Source organism: Plantibacter sp. CFBP 13570 (assembly GCF_014841395.1).
GTDB classification, from domain to species: domain Bacteria; phylum Actinomycetota; class Actinomycetes; order Actinomycetales; family Microbacteriaceae; genus Plantibacter; species Plantibacter auratus.
Map to the genome: position 1 here is coordinate 1 of NZ_JACYTW010000051.1, position 24,695 is coordinate 24,695.

General features: G+C 70.5%; 22 protein-coding genes. 8 read left to right on the top strand and 14 right to left on the bottom strand.

Annotated elements, in window-relative coordinates; all coding sequences use genetic code 11:
• Positions 1-138: 138 nt before the first annotated feature.
• The 4 genes from IFT89_RS15255 to IFT89_RS15270 form a co-directional block, all read right to left on the bottom strand.
• Complete coding sequence (locus IFT89_RS15255; protein ID WP_064294307.1) at positions 139-801, bottom strand: pentapeptide repeat-containing protein; 663 nt, start codon at positions 799-801, stop codon at positions 139-141.
• An 82-nt stretch (positions 802-883) separates the two neighbouring features.
• Positions 884-1,189: a hypothetical protein gene (locus tag IFT89_RS15260; protein WP_202939379.1), complete on the bottom strand. Its 306-nt coding sequence runs from the start codon at positions 1,187-1,189 to the stop codon at positions 884-886.
• A gap of 9 nt (positions 1,190-1,198) precedes the next feature.
• Positions 1,199-1,450 (bottom strand): putative acetyltransferase, encoded by a 252-nt coding sequence (locus IFT89_RS15265; RefSeq protein WP_202939392.1) that lies wholly within the window; start codon positions 1,448-1,450, stop codon positions 1,199-1,201.
• Positions 1,451-1,484: 34 nt separating this feature from the next.
• A complete protein-coding gene (locus IFT89_RS15270; protein WP_064294305.1) occupies positions 1,485-2,978 on the bottom strand; it encodes an SDR family NAD(P)-dependent oxidoreductase in 1,494 nt (497 codons plus the stop codon).
• 193 nt (positions 2,979-3,171) lie between these two features.
• On the opposite strand from IFT89_RS15270, the gene IFT89_RS15275 reads away from it, so the two are divergent.
• Both IFT89_RS15275 and IFT89_RS15280 read left to right on the top strand, forming a co-directional pair.
• The gene (locus IFT89_RS15275) at positions 3,172-6,795 is read left to right on the top strand and encodes a DEAD/DEAH box helicase (protein ID WP_202939380.1); all 3,624 of its coding nucleotides are present in this window, start codon (positions 3,172-3,174) and stop codon (positions 6,793-6,795) included.
• A 63-nt stretch (positions 6,796-6,858) separates the two neighbouring features.
• Entirely contained in the window at positions 6,859-8,595 is a 1,737-nt protein-coding gene (locus tag IFT89_RS15280) for a cation:proton antiporter (RefSeq protein ID WP_079705195.1), read from the top strand.
• 241 nt (positions 8,596-8,836) lie between these two features.
• Here IFT89_RS15280 and IFT89_RS15285 read toward each other — a convergent pair whose 3' ends face one another.
• The 9 genes from IFT89_RS15285 to IFT89_RS15325 form a co-directional block, all read right to left on the bottom strand.
• Positions 8,837-9,076 (bottom strand): hypothetical protein, encoded by a 240-nt coding sequence (locus IFT89_RS15285; RefSeq protein ID WP_202939381.1) that lies wholly within the window; start codon positions 9,074-9,076, stop codon positions 8,837-8,839.
• A 114-nt stretch (positions 9,077-9,190) separates the two neighbouring features.
• Positions 9,191-10,174, bottom strand: coding sequence for an SDR family NAD(P)-dependent oxidoreductase (locus IFT89_RS15290; protein ID WP_202939382.1), 984 nt, complete (start codon positions 10,172-10,174; stop codon positions 9,191-9,193).
• A gap of 103 nt (positions 10,175-10,277) precedes the next feature.
• On the bottom strand, positions 10,278-11,045 hold the full coding sequence (locus IFT89_RS15295; protein ID WP_202939383.1) for a polyprenol monophosphomannose synthase: 768 nt from the start codon (positions 11,043-11,045) through the stop codon (positions 10,278-10,280).
• A gap of 77 nt (positions 11,046-11,122) precedes the next feature.
• Positions 11,123-11,794 carry a class F sortase gene (locus IFT89_RS15300; RefSeq protein WP_138946478.1) on the bottom strand — a complete coding sequence of 224 codons (672 nt, stop codon included), beginning with the start codon at positions 11,792-11,794 and terminating at the stop codon, positions 11,123-11,125.
• Positions 11,791-12,975 (bottom strand): glycosyl hydrolase family 8, encoded by a 1,185-nt coding sequence (locus tag IFT89_RS15305; RefSeq protein ID WP_202939384.1) that lies wholly within the window; start codon positions 12,973-12,975, stop codon positions 11,791-11,793. The genes IFT89_RS15300 and IFT89_RS15305 overlap by 4 nt, the downstream gene beginning before the upstream one ends.
• Before the next feature lie 2 nt (positions 12,976-12,977).
• Positions 12,978-13,826, bottom strand: a complete 849-nt coding sequence (locus IFT89_RS15310) for a DUF4397 domain-containing protein (protein WP_202939385.1) — start codon at positions 13,824-13,826, stop codon at positions 12,978-12,980.
• An 80-nt stretch (positions 13,827-13,906) separates the two neighbouring features.
• On the bottom strand, positions 13,907-15,937 hold the full coding sequence (locus tag IFT89_RS15315) for an ArnT family glycosyltransferase (RefSeq protein ID WP_202939386.1): 2,031 nt from the start codon (positions 15,935-15,937) through the stop codon (positions 13,907-13,909).
• Positions 15,934-17,454: a glycosyltransferase gene (locus IFT89_RS15320; protein ID WP_244650756.1), complete on the bottom strand. Its 1,521-nt coding sequence runs from the start codon at positions 17,452-17,454 to the stop codon at positions 15,934-15,936. The genes IFT89_RS15315 and IFT89_RS15320 overlap by 4 nt, the downstream gene beginning before the upstream one ends.
• Positions 17,454-18,119, bottom strand: a complete 666-nt coding sequence (locus IFT89_RS15325; protein WP_202939387.1) for a GtrA family protein — start codon at positions 18,117-18,119, stop codon at positions 17,454-17,456. The genes IFT89_RS15320 and IFT89_RS15325 overlap by 1 nt, the downstream gene beginning before the upstream one ends.
• A gap of 297 nt (positions 18,120-18,416) precedes the next feature.
• On the opposite strand from IFT89_RS15325, the gene IFT89_RS15330 reads away from it, so the two are divergent.
• The 4 genes from IFT89_RS15330 to IFT89_RS15345 all read left to right on the top strand — a co-directional run bounded on the left by IFT89_RS15330 (position 18,417) and on the right by IFT89_RS15345 (position 20,956).
• Positions 18,417-18,779, top strand: coding sequence for a DUF7882 family protein (locus IFT89_RS15330; RefSeq protein WP_137242204.1), 363 nt, complete (start codon positions 18,417-18,419; stop codon positions 18,777-18,779).
• A complete protein-coding gene (locus tag IFT89_RS15335) occupies positions 18,776-19,609 on the top strand; it encodes an SDR family NAD(P)-dependent oxidoreductase (RefSeq protein WP_191940583.1) in 834 nt (277 codons plus the stop codon). Before IFT89_RS15330 ends, IFT89_RS15335 begins: the two co-directional genes overlap by 4 nt.
• Positions 19,610-19,680: 71 nt before the next feature.
• On the top strand, positions 19,681-19,854 hold the full coding sequence (locus IFT89_RS15340) for a hypothetical protein (protein WP_202939388.1): 174 nt from the start codon (positions 19,681-19,683) through the stop codon (positions 19,852-19,854).
• A gap of 112 nt (positions 19,855-19,966) precedes the next feature.
• Positions 19,967-20,956 (top strand): SDR family oxidoreductase, encoded by a 990-nt coding sequence (locus IFT89_RS15345; RefSeq protein WP_192018672.1) that lies wholly within the window; start codon positions 19,967-19,969, stop codon positions 20,954-20,956.
• Between the two features lie 11 nt (positions 20,957-20,967).
• Here the strand turns inward: IFT89_RS15345 and IFT89_RS15350 are convergent, their stop codons facing one another.
• Complete coding sequence (locus IFT89_RS15350) at positions 20,968-22,572, bottom strand: AMP-binding protein (RefSeq protein ID WP_202939389.1); 1,605 nt, start codon at positions 22,570-22,572, stop codon at positions 20,968-20,970.
• A gap of 72 nt (positions 22,573-22,644) precedes the next feature.
• Between IFT89_RS15350 and IFT89_RS15355 the strand changes: the two genes are divergently transcribed.
• Both IFT89_RS15355 and IFT89_RS15360 read left to right on the top strand, forming a co-directional pair.
• Positions 22,645-23,547, top strand: coding sequence for a hypothetical protein (locus IFT89_RS15355; protein WP_202939390.1), 903 nt, complete (start codon positions 22,645-22,647; stop codon positions 23,545-23,547).
• Between the two features lie 2 nt (positions 23,548-23,549).
• Entirely contained in the window at positions 23,550-24,242 is a 693-nt protein-coding gene (locus IFT89_RS15360; RefSeq protein WP_202939391.1) for a TMEM175 family protein, read from the top strand.
• The last annotated feature ends 453 nt before the right edge of the window (positions 24,243-24,695 follow it).

Consider the following 24,695-nt stretch of genomic DNA (forward strand, 5'->3'; position numbering starts at 1 on the left):
AGCGCGGTGCGCTGGCGCGAGCGCGGGGGAACCGGCGTGGGCGCCGGGCACACGCGTGAGCGCGGGCCTCCGGAGACCCGCGCTCACGCGCCAGACCCGCGGTGACGTCAGCGCACCGCGCTGGCGCAACCCGGGAGGTCAGTCCTCGACTCGGATGCCGAACTGCTCGGCGAACATCGCCGCGAGCTCGCCGACCTGGAACGGGGTCATCGTCGCGCCCCGCAGATGCTCGATGCCCGCGATGCGCCGGAGCTCGAGCGTCCGGAGGTCGACGTCGGTGAGCCTCGCCCGCGTGACGTCGAGACTGTTGAGGGTGCAGTCGACGAACCGCACCCGGGTGGCCGTCGCATCGGCGAGGTCGAGTTCGTCGATCGTGCAGTCCTCGAACAGGACGTCCTGCAGCACAGCACCCCGCAGGTTGACGAACCCGAGCTTGCACCCGGTCACCCGCACCGACTGCCAGTTCGCGTCGTAGCAGTCGGCGGAACCGACCCGTGACCCCTCCAGTTCGACGTCGCGCAGCCGACTCCGTGGGGCGAGGAGGATGGGCGCGTCCCACCGCTCGAGCCGGGAGTCGAGGAACGACGCCGCCCGGAAGTCGGTCTGGTCGGCTCGAATGCCCGCGAGCAAGGACTCGGAGATCGTGATGCCCGAGAGGTCACGGTGCGACAGGTCGAGGTCGGCGAACCGCAGGCCTTCGACGCTGTCGTGCGCGTCGAGGGCGCCCTCGTCGCCGTCGGTCAATCCGATGAGACGGACGGGGTCGAGCCGTGGTGCCGTCGTTCCGGTGCGTTTCGCCATGCCGTGTTCTCCCGATGCCCGTGCGTGAAGGGGTGATCCGGCCAGCCTAGGGGCGGCCGCCGACGGGCTTCCGAGCCACCGCTCAGCTCGCTGTGAACCGACCGGGGAGGAACGGCAGGAGTGGAGCGCGGTAGACGAGCGACGTGTCGACGCCGGCGGTCAAGGTGGTCCGGGCCGCGCCGTACCGCCAGACCCGGTTGAAGAGGAAGACCTCGAAGGAGACGTCTTTCCCGCCGACCTGCCAGCTCCCCGTACCCCACTGCGCCGGCTGGCCGCGCCCGTCGAACACCACCGTCGGACGCTGGAAGGCGCCGTACCAGGGACGTCGGAGTGTCACTTCGACGCGATGCTGCGTCGGCGACGGGTCCTGGGTGACTTCGCTGCTCATCGGCCCAGCCTAGGCCGAGCGGCGGCGTTCCCGTGGTGCCGGTGCCGGCGGGACGGGCTTCGCCGCGATGACGTCGGTGTCGGCGATCACGACCGGCCCGCGCTTGGTCTCGACCGTGCAGCCCGTCGCCGACCGCTCGACGAGCTCGCCGAGGGCGTCGGTCGCACCCGCCTCAGCGCCCTCGGGCAGTGCGAAGCGCACGACGACCCGCGCACCGAGCGGTGCGTCCCGGAGGAAGCTGACGGCCGCCGGACCGATCATCGCCGGGTCCTCGACCACGACCGCGAGTCGAAGCTCACCAGGAGCTCGGGCGGTAGTCCTTGAGGAAGACGCCGAACAGGTTCTCGCCGGCCTCGCCGCGGACGATCGGGTCGTACACCCGCGCCGCACCGTCGACGAGGTCGAGCGGGGCGTGGAAGCCCTCCTCCGCCAGTCGCACCTTGGTCGGGTGTGGGCGCTCGTCGGTGATCCAGCCGGTGTCGACGCTCGTCATGAGGATGCCGTCGGTCTCGAACATCTCCCGCGCGCTCGTCCGGGTGAGCATGTTCAGCGCGGCCTTCGCCATGTTCGTGTGCGGGTGGCCTGGACCCTTGTACCCGCGACCGAAGACGCCCTCCATCGCGGAGACGTTGACCACGTAGGTGCGCGGGAAGTCGGATGCCGCCATCGAGGCACGCAACCGACTGATGAGGATGAACGGGGCGGTCGCGTTCGCCAGCTGGACCTCGAGCATCTCGATGGGCTCGACCTGGTCGACGTTCTGCACCCAGCTGTTGCTGTGGTCGACGTCGGGCACGAGGCCACCGGCGTCGATCGCGGTCCCGGCGGCGAGGCGTTCGAGCGAGGACGACCCGGCCGTCATGGCCGCCTCGGTGAGCGCATCGGCCTTGGCGGCCGCGGCGGCGAGGATCGGGTGCGCGGACACCGACGCCGCGAGCGACAGCGGGTGTGCGTCGTTCGTATGGCCGAAGGTGACGAGCTCGGGCAGCGGGCCGTCGGGCAGCGGGGCGAGCTCCGCGTCGACGAGCGGCTGGTACGCGCCCTTCGTGCGGCGGACCGTCTGCGCGGCGTTGTTGATGAGGATGTCGAGCGGACCCTGCTCGGCCACGGAGTCCGCGAGGGCGATGACCTGGGCCGGGTCGCGGAGGTCGATGCCGACGACGCGAAGCCGGTGCAGCCAGTCGGCGCTGTCGGGGAGCGCGCTGAAGCGGCGGACGGCGTCGCGTGGGAAGCGCGTCGTGATGGTCGTGTGGGCGCCGTCGCGCAGGAGTCGCAGCGCGATGTACATGCCGATCTTCGCGCGGCCGCCGGTGAGGAGGGCGCGCTTGCCGGTGAGGTCGGTGCGGGCGTCGCGCTTCGCGTGGCTCATCGCCGCGCACTGCGGGCAGAGCTGATGATAGAAGGCGTCGACCGTCGTGTACGGCTGCTTGCAGATGTAGCAGTTGCGCGGCACCAGCAGCTCGCCGGCGGTCGGAGCCGTCGTGGTGGTGGCGAGCGGGATGCCTCGCGTCTCGTCGTCGATGCGGTCGGGGGCGCCCGTCGCGGTGGCGGCGATCACGGCGCGGTCGGCGTCGGCGATCCGGGCCCGGCGGTCGAGTCGGCGCTCCTTCTTGACCGCCTTGAACATCTTGGCGGTGGCGCGGCGCACCTGGAGGTAGTCGGGGTGCTCCTCGTCCATCGTCGCCATCGTCTGGAGGACGCGCAGCGTGACCTCGAGATCGGTGGGATCGATGCCCGCGTCGTCGCCGGGAGCGTGGTTCGCAGGCTCGTCGTGGGGGAGAGAGGTCATTGCTTCATTCTACGAGCCGCCGGACGTGCCTCGGTCGGTGCTGTGGTCAGCGCGGGGCGCTGGACCGACCGCGACCCACAGGCGTGAGCGCGCCCTTCCGGAGGGGCGCGCTCACGTCGGAGACCCGCGCTCGCGTCAGCGCACCGCGCTGGCCGGAGGGAAGGGTGTCCGTCGTGCGTGAGACCATGGGGCGATGACTCCCGAGCCCGCACCACTGGTCGACGTGGCCGACCTCGTCCGGCTCGTCGGGCGGGTGGCGTTCGACCGCGGCCGGGTCTACGCGAGGGACGGTCGGGTCACCGCTGCCGACTGGGACCCCGACAAGCGTCGGCTCCACGGGATCGTCGAAGGCTCCACCGACGTCCCGTACGCCTGCATCATCGACCTCGGCGACGACACCGGCGGGTTCGCACGGATCGAAGGAAGCGCCTGCTCGTGCCCCCTGCGCGGCGACTGCAAGCACATCGTCGCCACCCTGCTGCACAGCAACGCGGCCCACCTCCGGGCCGAAGGTCGCTCCGACCGGTGGGTGGCCCCACAGCGGCCGCCGTCGGTGAAGGAGGCGTCCTGGCGTTCCGACCGGCGTTGGACCGCACCCATCAACGACCCCGCGCTCGACGAACCGGCCGAGCACCAGCCGATGTACGCCCTCGACGAGCTCGACGACCTCCCCGCCTCCTGGCGTCCGGAGGCGGAACGGCGAGCAGCGCGATGGACCCCGAGTCCGCAGACACCGCCGGCGCCGCCCAGCTGGCGGAACCGACTCGACTCCCTCGCCGGCGACGCCGGTCGCGCCACGGCACCGACGGCCATGGGCCTGCAGTTCGAGGTCCGCGAGAGCATCCCGCGCACCGCCGAACGCTGGCGCGGACCGACCTCCCGCACGGCCGACGGCCCGCCCGAGCCACGGCACCCCCGCCGGATCGCCGTCCGACCCGTCGTCAAGAAGGCCGGCGGCGGGTTCGTGAAGTCGACGATCTCGTGGACCTCGTTCACGCACCAGGGCCACCGGCTGTCGCTCGATCCGGCGCACCAGCAGTGGTTCACGCAGTTCCAGGCGCTCCTGCGTGCCACCCGTCCGCCGGCCGGTGCCTACGCCGGCGCCGGCGACTCGGACTGGCTCGTCCTCGACGACTTCGGCAGCCCCGTCCTCTGGCATCTGTTCGAGGAGGCGGCCCAACTCGGGATCGAACTCGTCGGCACGCGCAAGGGCACGGTCACCCTCGGCACCACAGCCGCCATCCGGCTGGACGCCGCGCACGACGACGAGGGCGTGGTCCTCCGATCCGTCGTGACGATCGACGGCACCGACGTCGACGCCGCCACGAGCGGAGCCCTCGGCGACCACGGGCTCTACCACTACACGCTCGAACCCCAGCAGGCGATCGTGCTCGCACCGCTCGCCGAACCGCTGACGGACGAGGCCCGCGGACTCCTCGGGCCAGGCGAGCCCGTCGTGGTCCCCGAAGCCGAGGTGGCGGAGTTCCTCGAGCACTACGTCCCACGACTCCGCCGCAGCATCTCGCTGAGTTCGACGGACGGCACCGTCGCCCTCCCCGAGATCGTGCCACCGGTGCTCGTGCTCGCGGCCTCGTTCGAACCGAAGCAGACCCTTCGCCTCGCCTGGTTCTGGCAGTACGCCCCGGCGCAGCGCGTCCCGATCGGTGGCGGCACCCCGGCGCTCGCCGCAGGGCGACCACTCGTGTCCACGGTGCCGAACGGCGCGCCGACCGACGCCGCCACCGGCACTGCCGCAGCGGAGGTCCTCCGCGACGAACGCGCGGAACGGGCCATCCTCGACCGGGTCGGTGCCGCCATCGCCGCCGCAGCGGAACCGGAACGCCGCGCGCTCGCCGCCGGCTCGTTCGACGAGCTCACGACCCCGGGCGTCTGGCCGCCCAGGCCGCAGGTCCTGACGGAGTTCGACGCGGCACTCGTCACCGAGCGCACCCTGCCCGTCATCGAATCGCTCGACGACGTCCTCGTCGAGGTGTCCGGCGACCGCCCTGAGTACCGGGAGCTCACCGGCACACCTCACATCTCGGTCACCACGGTGGAGACGGAGCAGCGCGACTGGTTCGACCTCGGGATCGTCATCCACATCGGCGAGTACAGCGTCCCCTTCGAGCCCCTCTTCAAGGCCCTCTCGAAGGGGCGCACGAAGCTGCTCATGGTCGACCACACCTACCTCTCGCTCGAGCACCCCGCCTTCGACCGCCTGCGCGAACTGCTCACCGAGGCGGCCGCGCTCAAGGAGTGGGAGACGAAGCCGAGCATCAGTCGCTATCAGGCGAGCCTCTGGGCCGACTTCGAAGACCTCGCCGACGAGACCGAGCAGGCCGTCTCCTGGCGCGAGGCTGCAGCCGGACTCAACGCGATCGAAGCGGTCCCCGACACCCCCTTGCCGTCGGGACTCCGCGCCGACCTCCGGCCCTACCAGGTCGAGGGCTTCCGCTGGCTCGCGTTCCTCTGGCAGCACGGACTCGGCGGCATCCTGGCCGACGACATGGGGCTCGGCAAGACGCTGCAGACCCTCGCCCTCGTCGCCCACGCGCGCGAGACGACCGGGACCACGGCACCACCGTTCCTCGTGGTCGCCCCGACGTCGGTCGTCTCCAACTGGGTCGCCGAGGCCACGCGCTTCGTGCCCGGCCTCGTCGTCCGCAGCATCACGGCCACGCAGGCGAAGGGCAGCGCGTCGATCGCGGACCTCGCGGCGGGCGCCGACATCGTGGTCACGAGCTATGCGCTGTTCCGGCTCGATGCAGCGGCGTACCAGGCGGTCGAGTGGTCGGGGCTCATCCTCGACGAGGCGCAGTTCGTGAAGAACCACCGCGCCAAGCTGCACGAGTGCGCGGTCGACCTCAGAGCACCGTTCAAGCTCGCGATCACCGGCACGCCCATCGAGAACACCCTCATGGAGCTCTGGTCGCTGCTGTCGATCGTCGCACCGGGTCTGTTCGCGTCGGCACCGCGCTTCACCGAGCACTACGTCAAGCCGATCGGCAAGGGCCTGGACTCGAGTCGGCTGCAGACCCTGCGCCGACGCATCCGACCGTTGCTCATGCGACGCACCAAGGAGATGGTCGCGCCCGAACTGCCGCCGAAGCAGGAGCAGGTGCTGCGTATCGAGCTCGCACCGGCCCACCGCAAGCTCTACGACCTCGTCCTCCAGCGCGAACGGCAGAAGCTCCTCGGACTCGTCGACGACCTCGACCGCAACCGGTTCATCGTGTTCCGCTCGCTCACGCTCCTCCGCATGCTCAGCCTCGACGCGAGTCTCATCGATGCCGAGGAGCACGCGGGCATCCCCTCGAGCAAGCTCGACGCACTCCTCGAGCAGCTCGACGACGTCGTCGCCGAGGGCCACCGGGCGCTCATCTTCAGCCAGTTCACGAGCTTCCTCGGCACCGCCGCTCGTCGGCTGGAGGAACAGGGCATCGCGTACGAGTACCTCGACGGATCCACCCGTCGTCGGGGTGAGGTCATCGATCGTTTCCGCACCGGTGACGCCCCCGTCTTCCTCATCAGCCTGAAGGCCGGCGGGTTCGGCCTCAACCTGACCGAGGCGGACTACGTCTTCCTGCTCGACCCGTGGTGGAACCCGGCCGCAGAGGCGCAGGCCATCGACCGGACGCACCGCATCGGCCAGACGGAGAACGTCATGGTCTACCGGCTGGTCGCCGCCGACACGATCGAGGAGAAGGTGATGGCGCTCCAGGCGAAGAAGTCGGAGCTCTTCGCCGCGGTCCTCGACGACGATGCGGTGTTCAGTCAGGCGCTCACCGCGGAGGACATCCGGGGCCTGCTCGAATAGTCTCCCGGCGCCCACGACAGCCGTCGGGGTGGGGCCGGCCGAGCGACCGATAGCCTGATCGCTATGGAACTCGGGGTGTATGCGGTCGTCGGCATCGCGGTGATCGTCGCCGTCGCGGCCTTCTCCCGCAAGCTCGGCGTCGCCGCGCCGATCATCCTCGTGATCGTCGGTGTCGGGCTCTCCTACCTCCCGGGCGTCCCGGAGATCGAGGTCGAACCGGAACTCGTGCTCGACGTCGTCCTGCCGCCGATCCTGTACGCCGCCGCGATCAGCGTTCCCATCATGGACTTCCGCCGCAACCTCGCGACCATCACGAGCCTGTCGGTCGTGCTCGTCATCGTCACCGCGTTCGGTGCAGGCTTCCTCCTCTTCAGCCTGCTACCCGACCTCAACCTCGCCGCAGCCATCGCCCTCGGCGCGATCATCAGCCCGCCCGACGCGGTCGCGGCGACCTCCATCGGGCGCCGTCTCGGCCTCCCGCCCCGCCTCCTGACGGTGCTCGAGGGCGAGGGGCTCGTGAACGACGCGACCGCGCTCGTGCTCCTCCGATCGGCGAGCGCTGCGGCGGCCGGCGGCATGCTCACGCCGTGGGCGACGGTCGGTGACTTCGTCTACGCGGTCGTGCTCGCGATCATCGTCGGTTTCATCGCCGGGTACGTCACCGTCTGGCTGCGATCGAAGCTCAACGACTCCGTCCTCGACACCGCGATCTCCATCGCCGTCCCCTTCGTGGCGTTCATGCCGACCGAGGCGCTCGGTGGGTCCGGCGTGCTGGCCGTCGTCATCGCCGGCCTGTACACGGGCCACGCGAGCTCGGCCGCGTTCTCGGCGCAGGCGCGGATCAGCGACCGCATCAACTGGCGGACCATCCAGTTCCTGCTCGAGAACGCCGTGTTCCTCCTCATCGGACTCGAGATCCGGACGCTGATCGGCGCCGTCGACGCGGAGATCCTGTCCGTCGAGGAGTCCATCGGGATCGGTCTGGTCGCGACGGCCGCGCTCATCGCGCTGCGGTTCCTGTGGGTGGGCCCGCTGGTGCTCGGGCTCCGTGCACGAGAACGCTGGGCTGAGCGGCAGACCCTGCAACGGTGGCTGTCGATGGGGTACTCGGAACGGTTCCCGAGACAGAACCGCCGATGGCATCGACGGCGGCGTCGGGAGCGCGCCTACGAGCGGCAGCGCGCCGACCTCGAGCAGTTGCGGCTGGAGCAGATCGACTGGCGGGGTGGCGTCATCCTCAGCTGGTCTGGCATGCGCGGCGTCGTGACGCTCGCCGCCGCACAGTCACTGCCGCAGAGCACCCCGTACCGCGAACAGCTCGTCCTCATCGCCTTCACGGTCGCCGTGGTGACGCTCGTCGTCCAGGGCGGCACGCTGCCGTGGCTCATCCGGTTGCTGAAAGTGCAGGGGATCGACGAGTCCGAGGACCGCCGACAGCTCGCGACCCTGCTCGACGAGATCAGCTATGCGGGCATCAGTGTGCTGGAGGATCCGGCGTCGGCGGTCGGCATCGAGGAAGAGATCGACCCCGATCTGCTCGAACGCGTCAGGCAGTCGACGTTCCTGCGGGCGGAAGCCGCCTGGGAACGCTCGCGTGAGTCGGTCTCGCCCAGTGAGACGCACGCCGAGACGCCGCACCGGCTCTACAGGCAGCTGCGCCTCGCCGTCGTGCAGGCCGAGCGCGAGCGGCTCCTCGACGCCCGGGCGCGCGGTGCGTACCCGTCGCGCATCCTCGCCGAGGCGCAGACGATGCTCGACATCGAGGAGACGCGCCTGCGGCCGCCTCGTGCCGACCACTAGAGCTGGGTGACCTTTCTCAGGAGTCCTCCGGTGCGCCGCCCGGCGGGCGGCCCGACACGCCGACGAACTCCTGAGAAAGGGACGTTGCGGTCAGGAACTCGGGCCGGGGTTGGTGATGTTCGCGACGCACTTTGCCTCGCGCCGACCACGAGAGCTGGGTGACTTTTCTCAGGAGTCCTCCGGTGCGCCGCCCGGGAAACGGACCGACGCGCCGGCGAACTCCTGAGAAAGGGACGCGCGGTCAGCTGTGCGGGCCGGGGTTGGTGATGTTCGCGACGCGCTCCGCCTCGCGCTCGGCCGCAGCGTCGCGTTCGGTCTCCGAACCGGGGTTCGTGATGTCGGCCTCGCCGCTCGCCGCCGGGTCGTCGGCGGCGACGTGCGGGCCGGGGTTCGTCGTGGACGCCACGCGCTCGGCCGCCGCGTCGTCGACGGCCTCGTCGTGTGGGCCCGGGTTGTTGATGTCGGCGTTCTGGTCACTCATGGGGTGCTCCTTCCGAGATCCGCTTGGGGCGGTCTCCGTCTCGCGCATCGTCGCGCTGATCCGCTCTCACGGTAGGTCCGTGGGCGGGTGGCTGCAAGGGGTGGCGCCGGCCGATCAGTCGCGCGCAGCGAAGGCGTCGACCCCGGTGAGTTCGGCGGAGAGCGCCCAGAGTCGGGCCGCCTCCTCCGGATCGGTCGCGTGGTCGGCGACACCGGAGGCCGGGGAGACCGCGGTCTCGGCAGGGCCGGCGATGTCGCAGTCCTCGCAGAACACCCCGCCGAGGCCGTCGAGCGACGGCGAGGTCGCGGCCCAGACCTCGGTGGCGGCACCCTGCTCGGGCGACTTGAACCCCGAGACGAGGAGGTTGCCCTCGGCGTCGACCCAGCCGAGCGCCATCATCTCCTCGCGCGGCAGGTGCCGCTGCAACGGCGTGAGGATGCCACCGGGGTGGACGGAGAACGCGCGGACGCCCTCCTCGGCACCGAGCGTGTCGAGCTGGAGGGCGAAGAGCGCGTTGGCGGTCTTCGCCTGCCCGTAGGCCTCCCACTTGTCGTAGCCGTGCTCGAACTGGACGTCGTCCCAGCGGATCCCTGAGCGCTTGTGGCCGCTGGAGGACAACGCGACGACCCGCGAGGAGCCGCCCTTGACGATGGCGGGCCAGAGGCGGTTGACGAGGGCGAAGTGGCCGAGGTGGTTCGTCGCGAACTGGAGTTCCCAGCCGGGGCCGACGCGCGTCTCGGGAGCCGCCATGACACCGGCGTTCGTGATGACGAGGTCGATGCCCCGGCCCGTGGCGAGGAAGCGGTCGGCGAACGCCTCGACGCTCGCGAGGTCGGCCAGGTCGAGTTCGTCGACCTCCACACCGTCGATGCCGGCGAGCTCCTCGCGAGCGGTCTCCGGGCGCCGTGCGGGGACGATGACCTGGGAACCCGCGCCGACCAGGGCACGGACGGCCTCGCGGCCGATACCGGAGTAGCCGCCGGTGACGATGGCGAGCTTGCCGGTGAGGTCGATGCCCTCGAGCACCTCCGCCGCGGTGCTCGAGTGGCCGAAGCCGGAACCGATGGGGTGCTGCGGGGTGCGCGTGCGATTGGTCATGCCCTCACGCTACGACTCCGGGGAGGGCGGCGGAACCGGAAGGACCTGGGAAGATGTGCAGCCCTCGTCGGCCCGTGGTCGTCGCCGGCCGCGCCACCTGGTCTCAGCGGGTGGACAGCACGCGCACGGATGGCAGTGGGTGGCCCTGCAGCAGCGCGCGAACCTCCTGCAGACGGCGACGCACGCCCCACATCGTGACCTTCTTGAGCGACTCGGAGACGATCCCGCCGCTCATCTTCGACTCACCCGACACCCGCTCGGTGAAGACGATGGGCGTCTCCACGACCCGGAGCCCGCGTTGCAGCGCCCGCCAGAGGAGGTCGACCTGGAAGCAGTACCCCTGCGACGCGACGTCGGCGAGGTCGATGCGACGCAGCGCCTCGCTGCGGAACGCGCGGAACCCGCCGGTCGCGTCGGCGACACCGATCCCGAGGGCGAGTCGCGTGTAGAGGTTGCCGCCGCGACTCAGCGCGAGCCGGTGGGCGGGCCAGTTCTCGACGATGCCACCCGGGACCCAGCGCGAGCCGAGCGCGAGGTCGTGGTCGTCGAGGAGTCCGATCAGGCGGGGCAGATCCTCGGGGTGGTGGGATCCGTCCGCGTCCATCTCGACGATGACCTCGTAGCCGCGGGCGAGCGCCCAGGCGAAGCCCGCGAGGTACGCCCCGCCGAGCCCGTCCTTCACGGCCCGGTGGAACACGTGCACCTGCGGGTGCTGCGCGGCGAGCTGCTCGGCGAGGAACCCGGTGCCGTCGGGGGAGGAGTCGTCCACGACGAGGATGTCGACCCCGGGGACGGCGAGCGTGCGGTTCACGATCGGCTGCAGGTTGTCGAGTTCGTTGTAGGTGGGGATGACGACGAGGGAGCGGTTCACGTCGGTTCCTTTCGGGTCGTTGGGAGTGGTTCGGAGCGGGGCGGCCCCTCGACAGGAGCGAGGGGTGGGGAGCGGCGCTACGGGGTCGTGCCGACGAGCGAGGCGAAGACCACGTAGTTGTTCGCGTAGGTGTTCGCGGCGTCGTCGAAGGGGCCGTTGCAGGTGATGAGCCGGAGCTGCGCGTCGGGCGTCGGTCCGTAGACCTCCTCGGTGGGGAAGGTCTTCTTCTCGACGTCGATGGCGCGGTCCACCGCGTAGGTGGCGGTCGAGCCGTCGGACATCGTTACGGTCACCTGGTCGCCCGCCACGAGCTGCTTGAGGTGGACGAACACCGCCTCGCGGAGGGTCGTGTCGAGATGACCGGCGATGACCGCGGGCCCCACCTGGCCGGGCAGGACGCCGGCGCGGTACCACCCGGCGTCCTCCCACTCGACCGGCGGCAGGAGGACACCGGACGCATCGCGCTCGAGCGGTTCGACCGCCGCGTCGACCCCGATCGACGGGATCTGCACCCGGCTCACGCTCAGCGCGCTGACATCGGCGGCCGGCGCCTGGGCGACCGGGTCCTGCTTCGCACCGGCGGCGCCACGGTCGGTCGCCTCCGAGGAGGTGATGGGCCCGTCGGCGGCGTTCGGCGAGGTCGGCGTCTGCCCGGCGTGCGTCGTGGCGCAGCCCGAGAGGGCGAGCGCCGTGAGGAGTGCTCCGGCCGCGGCGAGCGTGCCGATCGTTCGGCGGTGGGCGCGGATCATGAGGTGGCTCCTTCGGTGAGCGGCGGGCACCCGTCCAGCTCACCGGTCGTGAGCATCATGGGCGCGAGGGCTGCCCAGGCGGCGCCGAAGTAGCTCGGCACCTCCTGCGCGAGTTCGTCGGCGGCCCGGAGGTCGTCCGCCGACTCCGGCAGGTTGCCCACGGCGGCACGCGCGGCCGCTCGGGCCTGGAGGGCGAGCGGGTGCACGTCCGATGTCAGCGGTGATCCGCCGAGGTCGGTCTCCGCCCGCAGCTCCTTCGACCGCGCGAGGGTCGAGGCGAGGCGGGCGGCCGTCGCCCGGTCGGCGGTGTCGCAGGACTCGGCGTAGCGGATCGGGAGTCGGGCCGCGTCGTAGCCGTAGCGGACGCTCTGCCCGGTCCCTGCCGCGCCGGGCATGGCGTCGACGGTGCCGTCGGCGTGCACCTGCGCCCAGTCGGGCGGGAGCGGGCTCTCGTCGAGCAGGGTGGTCGTGACCGCTGCGGAACCCGCCTGCAGTTCGGCCCACCGTGGGTCACCCGTCGCCGCACCCAGCACCGAGAAGGCGACGGGGGAGGCGTAGGACGGGTTGTACGCGTACGGCTCGGTCGCTGCGGCCCAGACGCCGGGCAGCAGGATCCGGCCCGCGGCGGTCTCGGCGGTCATGCGGTCCGCGATCACACCGGCAAGCGTGACGCCGGCCTCGGTGAACCGCGGCTCGTCGAAGCGGGTACCGGCGATGACGAGCGCGCGGGCGGCGTCGAGGTCCGCATCGCTGGCGGGTTCGTCGTCGACGACCTCGCCATCGCGCCACTGCCAGGCGAGCAGCCCGTCGGGGCGCTGCAGGTGCCGCTCGGTCCAGTCCCAGATCTCGGTGAAGGACTGTTCGTCCCCGACCCCGGCCGCGACGAGCAGTCCGTAGGCCTGCCCTTCGCTGACCGTGTCGTCACCCTGGTCCCGGCGCACGACGCGGCCGTCGTCGACCCAGTCGGCGAGGAACGCGTCTGCGGCCTCGGTGGTGGTCCGGTCCGTGACCGTCGAGGTCGGGCCAGGCTGACCGTCGGTGTCGGCGGTGCCGGGTGACGCCGCGGTCGGGCCCTGGAGGAGGTTCGCCGGGAACCCGGTAGCCAGGGAGGCGATCACGGCGGTCGCGGTGACCGCGGCGACCGCGGTCGCGGCGATGCCGATCGTCTTCTTGGCGCTCATGGTCAGCTCACCGCCGTCCCGAGGTCGCGCACGAGCCGGGCGAGCTTCGCGTCGAGGTCGTCGAGGACGGACCCGAGCGTCGACGACTCCTTGGCGAGTCCACCGCCACCGGTCTCCACCGGACCTTCGGGAGCGTCGCCGGCCGCTGAGCTGTCGAGGACGGGCATGAGGGTGACGCCACCTGCGGCGTTGTCGAGCACGAAGAGCGTGCTCACCGTGCCGGGCGCGAGGTTCACGGAGGCTTCCGCCGCCTGCTTGCCGCCGGTCAGCTCAAGATCCCACGGGCCGGCGGGGACGCTCGCGTAGTCGGTCGCCGTGCCGGTGGTGGCGCCCTTCGCGATCGGCATGCCGGTCGAGGTGCTGACGTCGACGCTCTTCACATCGGTCGACGCCTGGATCAGCCGGATGCGCGCCGCACCCTCGGCCGGACCGGTGAGGTCGTCCTCGAACACCTTCGTCTGCAGGTCCTTGTTGGGACCGTAGGCCGCGACGGTGGCCGCTTCCCCGGCCGTGATGGTCACGTTGGTGCTGATGACCGGCTTCGTGCTGTCGGGCGACCCGGCGGGCACCATCGACACCACGTAGGTGCCGGCCGCGAGGTCGGTGTAGGGGGAGACCTGGCCGTAGGCGACGTCGTCGAGTTCGAACACGGTCGCGCCGCCGGAGAGTGCCGACAGCTTCACGTCGACGGTCTTGGTGTCGGCCGAGAGGTGCCCGACGCGGATCCAGCCGGTGCCTGCGGCATCGGTGGTGGCGGCGCTCGCGGCGGTGGTGCCGAAGCCGATGAGTGCTGCCGTCGCGACGGCGGCGAGGCCGCTGAGGGCGAGTCGCCTCGTGGTGGTGGTTCGCATGGTGGAACTCCTGTTCTTCGGGTGGTTCGAGGGTTCGGATGGTTCGGGCGTTTGGCTCGAGCCGGTGCTCGGGAGGCCGGTCAGCGGACGACGTCGGGTTCGACGACCGAGTAGGTGACCCGCACGCCGGACGCCGTCTGCTCGACGCGGTCGGCTGCGTAGTCGCCCTGGATCGAGCGGATGGAGTCGGCCAGACGGCTGTCGCCCGCCTCGGTGCCGGTGCGGAGCACCATCGTCCGGCGCACGTCGCCCGTCTCACCGTCGAGCACCGGGGTGCTCTCGAGCCGGACCGGCGTCGTGGCGAGCACCTGTCCGAGGGCCAGCAGGGCGCGGGAGTCGAGCTGGCCATCGCTCACGGTCTGCGCGGCCTCCGCCGAGACGCTGAGCGAGGGGTTCAGCAGGAGCTGCGCGCCGAGCGCCGCCCGAGCCGCCGTGCGTCCGGCAGCCTGATCGGCCGCAGCGTCCAGACCGTCGGCGTCGATGCGGCGGACCTCGACGGCCTGCGTCCCGGAGCCGAAGGTCGCGACGAGCTCGGAGTTGTCGATCGCACCCTTCACCTCGGGGAACGTGGTCGGGAAGGTCCGCATCGAGTCGGTCGTGACGATGTAGTCGGCGTCGCGCCAACCGTTGGGGGACTGGGCCTGGACGGCCGAGTCGGTGTCCATCTTGTAGTACCAGATGACGTTGTCGCGATCGAAGCCGCTCTCGACGAGGTCGACCCACATCGCGTCGTCGACGATCACGCGGGACTCCTTCGGCACATTGGTCTGGACCCACTGCTGGGCCTGCCGGACCGGCTTGTCGAGGTCGGCGAGGAGGAAGCCGCGGAGCTGGGTCGCCGTGTTCGGGACGGCGACGACGGCTGCTGCGAGCACGGCGGCGACCCAGACGGCTCCGGCCGCGCGTCCGCCGAGGAGACGACGGCGCGGTGCACCGGCCTCGACGGTCGAGCGGCGACGGAACCGGCGGATGGCTGCGCCGGTCACCCCCATGATGAGGATCGTCATGAACGGCAGCAGCATGATGACGTACGGCACCGGCAGGTAGCCGCCCGGACGCAGCATGAACAGGCCGAGGAAGACGGTCATCGCGGCGATGACACGCAGCCGCGAGATGAAGAGTCCGGCGACGGCGGCCACCGCTCCGGCGACGAGGAGTGCCGCGTCCAACTGCCACCACATGCCGAGGGTCTTCGCCGACAGGCTCTCCGGGTCGAACAGCGATCCGCTCGCGACGCGGGATCCGAGCTGGAAGAAGACGCCGCCGAGGAGGCTCACCCGGTCAGGGCCGGGGATGAGCTCGCCCTTGATGGCGGCGAAGAGCACGTACGTGAAGCCGATGACGACGACGATCGTCGCGGCGACCGGCAGCGTGTACCGGCGGGTCTCCTTCCGAGCCGCGCGCCACATGGTCCAGGCGAGGAAGGGCAGGGCGAGCAGGAAGGTCTCCTTGCTGAGCACGGCGATGCCGAACGCGGCGGCGGAACCCGCGAAGCCGACGAGCTGGTGCTTGCGGCTCGTCGCGAGGATGAAGGCACCGAGGAGCCAGGGCACCGCGACGTTGTCGAGGTAGACGGTGCGGTGGAACTGGACCGCGAGCGGCGAGATCGCGAACACGAGTGCGGCGACGGCGGCCATGGCCCGGCTGAGGTGCAGGCGGCGGGCGAGGACCCACACGAGCACGACGGAGATGAGCGTCGCGACCAGCATGGCCTCACGTGCCGCGACCACGGCGATGTCGTAGCGGTCGAACGCACCGGTCAGCCCCGTGTAGGCCGCGATCTGCAGCCAACCGAGCGGCGGGTGGTCGTACCAGTATGTGTAGTGGGCGAGTTCGCCGAGCTTCAGCACGCTCCACGCCTGGGCGGTGTAGGTGCCCTCGTCGTCGATGCGCTGCGGGGATCCGCCCATGTTCATGGCCTGCACGACGGTGGCGATGGCGAGCACGGGCAGGAGGAAGGCCAGGGTGCGACCATGACGCGAGAGCCAGCGGCGCACGACGCCGGGGCCTCGCTTCGTCGGTGGCCCTGAGGCGAGCCAGCCGAGGCGGTCGCTCTCCAGGTGGAGCTCTGGTCGGCCGGGGGCGGCCGGTCGTTCGAGGATGCCGGTCATCGGGTTGCTCCGTTCTGGAGGACGAGCTCGGGTGCGCGGTCGGGCAGGTCGACGGAGACGGGAGCGGCCTCGGTGGCCTCGGCGACCTCCTCGCTGCGGTGGGCGCCGGTGTGCTCCGTCTTCTCCCAGGAGTGGTCGCCCTTCCACTCGCGGAAGACGGAACGGACGGCGGCCAGGCCGAGGAAGATCTGGTACGGGAAGGTGCCGAGGATCAGCCGGGCATAGTCGCGGAGGCGGACCTTCTGGCCGTAGAGGCGGCCGAACTCACCGAGCCCGGAGGCCTCCACCGCGAGGGTGACGATCGTCGGCGCGAGCGGGATGAAGGTGAGGAGCGCGATCGGCGCGGGGACCTTCGCGAACAGCACCAGCAGGACCGAGACGGGGATGAGGAGGCCGGTCGCCGCCTGGAGGAACGGCATCGACAGCAGGTAACGGGCGAACATGCGCTGACGGAACGTCGGCAGCTTGCGCCACTCGCCCTTCTTCAGGACCTGCAGGAACCCCTGGTTCCAGCGCGTGCGCTGCTTGTAGAGCGACTGCAGGGTGCCTGGCGTCTCCTCGCGGGTGACGACCTCCGGGCTGTAGGCCACGACGACCGTCGCGCCGGCGCTCGAGAGTCGGACGCCGAGCTCGCAGTCCTCGGCGAGGCAGCCGTCGTCCCAGCCTTCCGACCAGTCGAGCCAGGTCTTCTTCACGAACACCGTGTTGCCGCCGAGCGGGATGAAGCGGGAGTTCGCGTGGAAGTGCAGGCGCGACCGGAACCAGAAGTAGTACTCGAGCACATTCCGGAGCGACCACCAGCTCGACTGGAAGTTCATGAGCTGCACGCCGCCCTGGACGACGTCGGCGCCGCTCTCGGTGAAGCGGGAGTCGACGAGCGTGAGCAGGCGCGGATGCACCTCGTCCTCGGCGTCGAACACGCCCACGACGTCGCCGCGGGCGATCTGCAGCGCCCGGTTGAGGGCCTTCGGCTTGTTCTTCGGCACGCTGTCATCGACGACGACCTTGATCAGATCAGGGTGCCGTGCGGCGGCCTCGCGGACGACGCGCTCGGTCCCCGGGTCGTCGTGGCCCACGATCGCGATGATCTCGAAGTCGGGGTGGTCCTGTTCGGCGAGGCGGTCGAGGGTCTGACCCATGACCTCCTCCTCGTGCCGACCGGGGACGAGCAGGGTGAAGGAGTGCTTCGCCGGCAGCGGGACCGCGGCGAACCCGGTGTTCTTCAGGTGGCCGGTCGACCGCCAGGCGTGGAGCATCCAGTAGAGCGTGGTGACGGCGATGATCGTCAGCGCGGCGGCGAACAGCAGCATGGTGCCGTAGCCGAGCCATTCGCCGATGCTCCAGGAGCCGGGGTCGGCCGCCGACGCCGGGTCCACCAGGGTGCCGCGGTTCGGCAGCGGTTCCGTGGGTGCCGCGGGCTGCGGGGTCAGCAGGGGGCTGGGCTCGTCCGCGGCGGCGAACGGGCGGGATGGGATGAGCGCGAGCGCTCCGAGCAGCGGTGCGAGTGCGGGTGCCATCAGGACAGGCCTCCAGAGGTCGGCAGTGCGTGGGTCGGTGCGGATCGATGGCGGGTCGTGGTGCGCGGTGCGGCGGCGGGTGCCGGTGCGGCCGGGCTCGAGACGGGCGCATCCTGCGTCGTCGTGCTCCGACGGCGATCGGTCGCCGACTCGGCGGGCCGGAAGACGACGAACCGGTAGGCGAGGAATCGGAACACCATGCCGAGGACGAGACCGACGCCGTTGCCCGCGATGTTGTCTGCGAGCGGCGTGGTGTAGCCGAGGACGTAGTGCGAGACGAAGAGACACCCGGCGGCGATCCCGAGGCCGACGACGTTCATGAGCGCGAAGAGCGCGCCCTCCTTCCACACCGCGCGGCGGTGCTCGGTCCGGAACGTCAGCGCCCGGTTGCCGAGCCACGCGACGATCGTGGCGACGGCGACGGAGATCACCTTCGCGCCGATCGGCTTGTCGTCGAGCACGGTGAACCGGAGGAGGTTGTACACACCGACGTCGACGACGAACGCGGTGCCACCGACGAGGCCGAAGGTGACCAGCTGGGAGACGAGCTTGGGGAGACGCAACGGCTGGCGTGCACGGTGGGGACGCGTTCCCGGAGCGATGGATCGTTCGGGGACGGACGGCTGGCTCGGGTGCACGACGGAAGATTCGGGCTTCACGGTCATGCACGCCGTTCGGGGGCGGCGTGAACCGCGGTTTGGTCGATTCCGCCGCCGCCCAGGGCTTTGCCAGGTTCACGAAACAGCGCCGAAATCCCTTGATTTTCCGCGGAAGTTGACGTATTCGCGAGGCCGTGGGGGACAACACCGCGGCCCCCTGAACTGGGCCGCCGCCCGCCCGTCAACCGGCACGACGGCGATCCCTCGGTCGCCTACGATGGGGGCAACGCCCGGTGTGCTCGGGCGTCGCGTCGCCCTGATTCCCGGGTGCGCGAGGACGACCGGCACAAGAGGAGACATCTGGTGGGAAAGCTGATCTACGGGAGTTCATCGCGAGAACTCGAACTCGACGACCGGATGCTCGCGCACGTGAAGTCGATCGCGGTCATGAAGCTGCGGCGCAACGAGTCCTTCACGATCTCCTGGCCGCGCTCGCTCGAGACCGGTGGCGGACGCGTGACGATCTGGGTGCACCCGTCGATCTCGTTGCAGTTCGAGTTCGACCAGGAGGAGCGTCCGGAGCTCAACCGCAGCTGGCTCGAGTCGATGATGCAGGACGCCAACAAGACCGGCGACCTCGCGATCGGCCGTGAGGTCCCCGACATCGCTGAGCGGGCGCGCCCGACCAACGTCAGCGAGCCCCGCCCCCGGAAGTCGTCCGCGTGAGCGACCGGGTGATCGTCCTCACCGGCGCGAGCGACGGCATCGGTGCTGCGGCCGCGAAGGCGTTGACGGACGCGGGCGAGCAGGTCGTGGTGGTCGGGCGGTCACCGGAGAAGACCGCGGCCGTCGCGCAGCGGATCGGGGCCGCCTCGTTCATCTCCGACTTCGCCGAACTGGCGCAGGTGCGGCTCCTCGCCGAACAGCTCCTCGAGCAGTACCCGCGGATTGACGTCCTCGCCAACAACGCCGGCGGCATCTTCGGTGCCGACCGCCAGGTCACGACGGACGGCCATGAGCAGACGTTCCAGATCAACTACCTGGCACCCGCGCTCCTCACCCATCTCCTGCTCGACCGCCTCGTCGAGTCCGAAGCGACGGTGATCAACACCTCGAGTGTCGCCAACCGCCTGTTCGGGAAGCTCGACCTCGACGACCTCGACGCCGAACGGTCTTACTCGCCCACGCGCGCCTACGGCAACGCGAAGCTGGCGCAGATCCTCTTCACGAAGGAACTCGACCGTCGGTACGGTCCGCGTGGACTGTCCGCGGCGGCGTTCCACCCGGGGGTCATCTCGACGAACTTCTCCAGCTCGCCCGACGGCGCGATGCGGTTCCTCTATGCGAACCCGCTCGGGCGTCGCCTGCTGAACACCCCCGAGGAGGGCGCCGACACGCTCTTCTGGCTCGCCGAGAGTCAGCCGGGACTCGACTGGACCTCGGGCGGCTACTTCGTGAAGCGGAAGCCCGCACGCACGAACAAGCTCGCCGACGACGTCGCCCTCGCCCGCGGGCTCTGGGAACGGACCGAGGAGCTGCTCGCCGAGCACCGCTGAGCGGGCCCGCCGGTTCACCGCAGCGGCTCCCGCGTCACCGGGTCGTGGTGACGGGAGCCTAGGCTGGTGGGATGCGATGGAACGAATGGACGACGGCGCTCGTCGTCGCCGGGATCCTCGCGCTCGCCGCGCTGCTGATGCTCCTGATCCTCGGACCCGAGGCGCCGGTCGTGTGGGGACTCATCTCCGGGGTGCTGCTCGCCCTCGTCGTCGGTGCCATGGCGTTCGTCAAGCGCGAGCGCTGACCCAGTCCGGGTAGACCTCTCCCGGTCACTGAGCTTGTCGAAGTGCCAGAAGGGACCTCCCGATCCTGTCCAGGCCTGGGCGAGTCGGTCTCTGGTGCACGAGGATGGACCAATGACGACGAAGCGCATCCTGTTCATCGGCGGCAGCGGCATCATCTCCTCGGCGTCGGTCGCCAGAGCGGTGTCGCTGGGCCATGACGTCACCGTCCTGAACCGCGGCCTGTCCCACGTCCGTCCCCTCCCCGAGGAGGTCGAGCTCCTCCGCGCGGACGTGCGCGACACCGATGCGGTGACCGAGACGCTCGGCTCGCGTGAGTTCGACGTCGTGGCGCAGTTCACCGCGTTCACGCCACCGCAGGTGCAGGCGGACATCGACCGCTTCGCCGGGCGGATCGGCCAGTACGTGTTCATCAGTTCCGCCTCGGCGTACCAGAAGCCGCCGCAGCGCCTGCCCGTCGTCGAGTCGACGCCGCTCCGGAACCCGTTCTCCCAGTACGCGCGCGACAAGATCTCCTGCGAGGACGTCCTCGTCCACGCCTACCGCGAGCAGGGGTTCCCGGCCACGATCGTGCGCCCGTCGCACACCTACGACCGGACGCTCATCCCGACGATGGGCCGACGCACCGACCTCGACCGCATGCGCGCGGGCAAGCCGGTGGTCGTGCACGGCGATGGGACGACCCGCTGGACCATCACCCACACCGAGGACTTCGCGGTCGGGTTCGTCGGCCTGCTGGGTCGTCGCGACGTGCTCGGGGAGGCCTTCCACATCACGGGCGACCACGCACCGAGCTGGAACGACATCACCCGGTGGATCGCGGAGGCGGCCGGCGTGGAGGCCGACATCGTGCACGTGCCGTCCGACGTCATCGCGGAGGTCCACCCACCGCTCGGGCCGACGCTCCTCGGCGACAAGGCGTTCCCGATGGTCTTCGACAACACCCGCATCCGCAGTCTCGTCCCGGAGTTCCGGCCCACCATCCCGTTCTGGGACGGCGCGGCGGAGATGGTCGCGTTCCACGACGCGAACCCGCACTGGCAGCCGGCCGAGCCGGAGCTCGACGCGGCCTTCGACCGGATGGTCGCCGCCGTCGGTCACTGAGCGGCAGTCGGTCACTGAGCCTGTCGAAGTGCCTCCGCGGCCCGGAGGTCCTTCCGGAGGATCTTCCCCGATGCCGACTTCGGGATGGCGTCGACGAACGCCACGCGCCGGATCTTCTTGTGCGGGGCGACCCGCTCGGTGACCCACGCCATGAGCGCCTCGGCGGTGACGTCCTGGCCCGCTTGCAGGACCACGAACGCCTTCGGCACCTCCTGGCCCTCATCATCGAGCACCCCGATGACGGCCGCGTCGGCGATCGCCGGGTGGCCGAGCAGTAGCGCCTCGAGCTCCGCCGGGGCCACCTGGTAGCCGTGGTACTTGATGAGCTCCTTCAACCGCTCGATGATGCGCACGGTGCCGTCACCGCGGACGGTCGCGATGTCGCCGGTGTGGAGGAAGCCGTCGGCCTCGAGGGTCTCGCGGGTGGCCTCCTCGTTGCCGAGGTACCCGAGCATGACGTTCGGGCCGGCGCAGAGCAGCTCGCCCGCCGCGCTCTCTTCGTCCGAGCCCTCGGCCGGATAGTCCACCTCGGCGCCGGTCTCGGGATCGACGATTCGGCACTGCATGTTCGGGAGCGTCGTGCCGACGCTGTCGAGGGACGCCCCCTCTGCCTGGAACGCGATCGCGTGGCTGACCGGGCTGAGTTCCGTCATGCCGTAGCCCTGCCGCATCCGACAGCCGAGGCGCTCCTCGACCGCACGCCCGAGCGTCGCGTCCAGGGGCGCGGCACCTGAGAAGATCGTGTGGACGCTCGAGAGGTCGAACTCGTCGACGAGCGGGTGCTTCGCGAGCGCCACCGCGATCGGCGGGGCGATGAACACGTAGCTGCAGCGGAAGTCCTGGATGATCCGGAGGAACTCCGCCAGGTCGAACCGCGGCATGGTCACGAGCGAGGCGCGCCGCGACAGGGCGAGGTTGAGCAGCACCGTCATGCCGTAGATGTGGAAGAACGGCAGGACCGCGAGGATCCGGTCGTCGGCGACCATGCCGAGCTGCGGGATCGACTGCTGCACGTTGGCGACGAGGTTCCGGTGCGAGAGCATCACGCCCTTCGGCCGACCCGTCGTGCCGGAGGAGTAGGGCAGCACCGCCACGTGCGTTGCCGGATCGAACGAGACGTCCGGCGCGGGGAGGCGGCGCAGGAGGAGGTCGCTCAGCGACGCGTGCCCCTCCGCGCCGTCGAGGACGACGACGCGGTCGGAGGGGATGCCGCAGGCGCTCGCCGCAGCCCAGGCCTGGGGGAGCAGCGGGGAGACGGTGAACAGCATCGTCGCGCCGGCGTCGCGCAGCTGCGCCTCGATCTCCTCGGCGTTGTAGAGGCCGTTCACCGTCGTCGCCGTCGCACCCGCGCGCAGGATGCCGTGGAACACGGTCGCGAAGGCGGGGACGTTCGGCGCGTGGAGGGCGACGACGTCGCCGACCCCGATGCCTGCTGCTGCGAGGGCACCGGCCAGGGCGTTGATCTGGCCGATGAGCTGTCGATAACTCGTCTCGGCGCCGGTCGTGCCGTCGCGGAGGGCGATGCGGTCGAGGTCGCTCGGGGCGATGCCGCCGAACAGGGTGTCGTAGACGCTCAGGTCGGGGATCTCGACGTCGGGATGCGGGCTGATGAACACGAGTGATCTCCTTCGAACACCGGTGATGGTGGAGTGAGTCTATCCACGCCGGGTGCTCGTTAGGCTGAACCTGTGAACGCGTCCCGCCCCATCCTCGGTCTCCTGCTCGACGTCGACGGCCCCATCGCCAGTCCGATCACCCGGACGATCAACCTCCCGAGCATCGCGCAGGACCTCGCGACGCTCGCGAACGCCGGGGTCCCGATCGCCTTCAACACCGGGCGGAGCGACGCGTTCCTTCGCGAGGTGGTCGTCCCACCGCTCCTGGCCGCCGGGCTCGCGGACGACGTCCGGCTCTACGGCATCTGCGAGAAGGGCGCCGTGTGGTTCGGGTTCTCGGCTGCCGGGGTCGACGAGCTGAGTCTCGATCAGGACGTCGCGATGCCGGAGGGCTACGGCGATGCCATCGAGCGCCTCGTCGACGAACGGTACGCCGAGACGGTGTTCTTCGACCACACCAAGCGCGCGATGGTCTCGGTCGAGCAGCACGTCGAGGTGCCGGCAGCGGACTACGCGGTCGTGCGGAAGCACTTCGACGACGACGCCAGAGCCGAACTCGCCCGTCGCGGGTTCGGGGTCGAGCACGCCCCCGGCCGCTACCCGGACGACGCCGGCCTCGTGCAGTACCGCATCGATCCGACGATCATCTCCACCGACATCGAGTCGGTCCGGCTCGGCAAGGACCTCGGCGCCGAGCGCGCGCTCGAACTCCTCGAGGCCGACGGCGGTGCGCTCCCGCTCGCCTGGCGCACGGTCGGCGACTCCCGGAGCGACTACGCGATGGCCGACTGGTTGTTCGAGCACGGGTACGAGGTCGCGCACGTCGACGTCCGCCCCGCCGACGGCGTCCCCGAGAAGCCGTACCCGGTGCTGACCCACCCGACGCTCATCCACGACGAGGCGGGTGCGGCCTTCCTGGCCCGCTGGGTCGCCATGGTGCAGGGGACCGCGACCGACGACGCCGACGTGAGCTGACGATGGCCGGCGAGGATGGGCGTCCGACGGGCCGCCGTCGACCCGGTCCGACGACGGAGCGAGGGCTCGACCGCGTCGTCAACTTCAGCGACGCCGTCGTCGCGATCGCGATCACGCTCATCATCCTCCCGCTCGTCGACCTCGCCCAGGAACACGACGACGGCTCCGTGGTCGCGTTCTTCGGCCACAACTGGACCGGCCTCGCCGCGGCCGCGCTGAGCTTCGTCGTCATCGCCAACTTCTGGCGCGACCACCACCGCCTGTTCGAGCGCACCGCCAAGTACTCGACGCGGCTCGTGACCTTGAACTTCCTCTGGCTCGCCGGGATCGTGTTCCTGCCGCTGCCGACGGTGCTCCTGTTCGACGGGACGGGTGACGACCGCGGCGCCCCCACGCTCTATATCGCGACGATGCTCGTGTCGATGGTCGCGGTGCGACTCCAGCAGGTGGTCGTCGAGCGGGACGGGCTGCTCAGCGAGGAAGCGGCGGCCGCGGCGCGCCGACCGTGGCCGCTCGTGTGGTTCCCGATCGGCCTGATGCTGCTCGCCGGGATCCTGGCCGCGACGGTGCCGGGGCTCGGTGCCCAGGCGCTCTACCTCCTGCTGCTGTCGCTCCCGATCGGGTGGATCAGTGGCCGGCGGCACCGGGACGCCCCTTCGACAAGCTCAGGGACCGGGGAACCTTCCGGTCTCTGAGTTTGTCGAAGGGCGTCGGGTGGGGATGCACTTCGACAGGCTCAGTGACCGATGATGATGGCTCTCGGAGACCGGTGGTGGTGGCTCGGGGACCGGGGACCCTTCGGTCCGTGAGCGTGTTCCGGTCCCTGAGCTTGTCGAAGGGTGGGGTGAGTCGGGTGGGGCTGCACTTCGACAGGCTCAGTGACCGGTGGTGGTGGCTCTCGGGGACCAGTGACCTTCTGGTTCGTGGACATATTCCGGTCCCTGAGCTTGTCGAAGGGTGGGGTGAGTCGGGCGGGGCTGCACTTCGACAGGCTCAGTGACCGATGATGATGGCTCTCGGAGACCGATGATGATGGCTCTCGGAGACCGGTGGTGGTGGCTCTCGGGGACCAGTGACCTTCTGGTTCGTGAACATATTCCGGTCCCTGAGCTTGTCGAAGGGTGGGGTGAGTCGGGCGGGGCTGCACT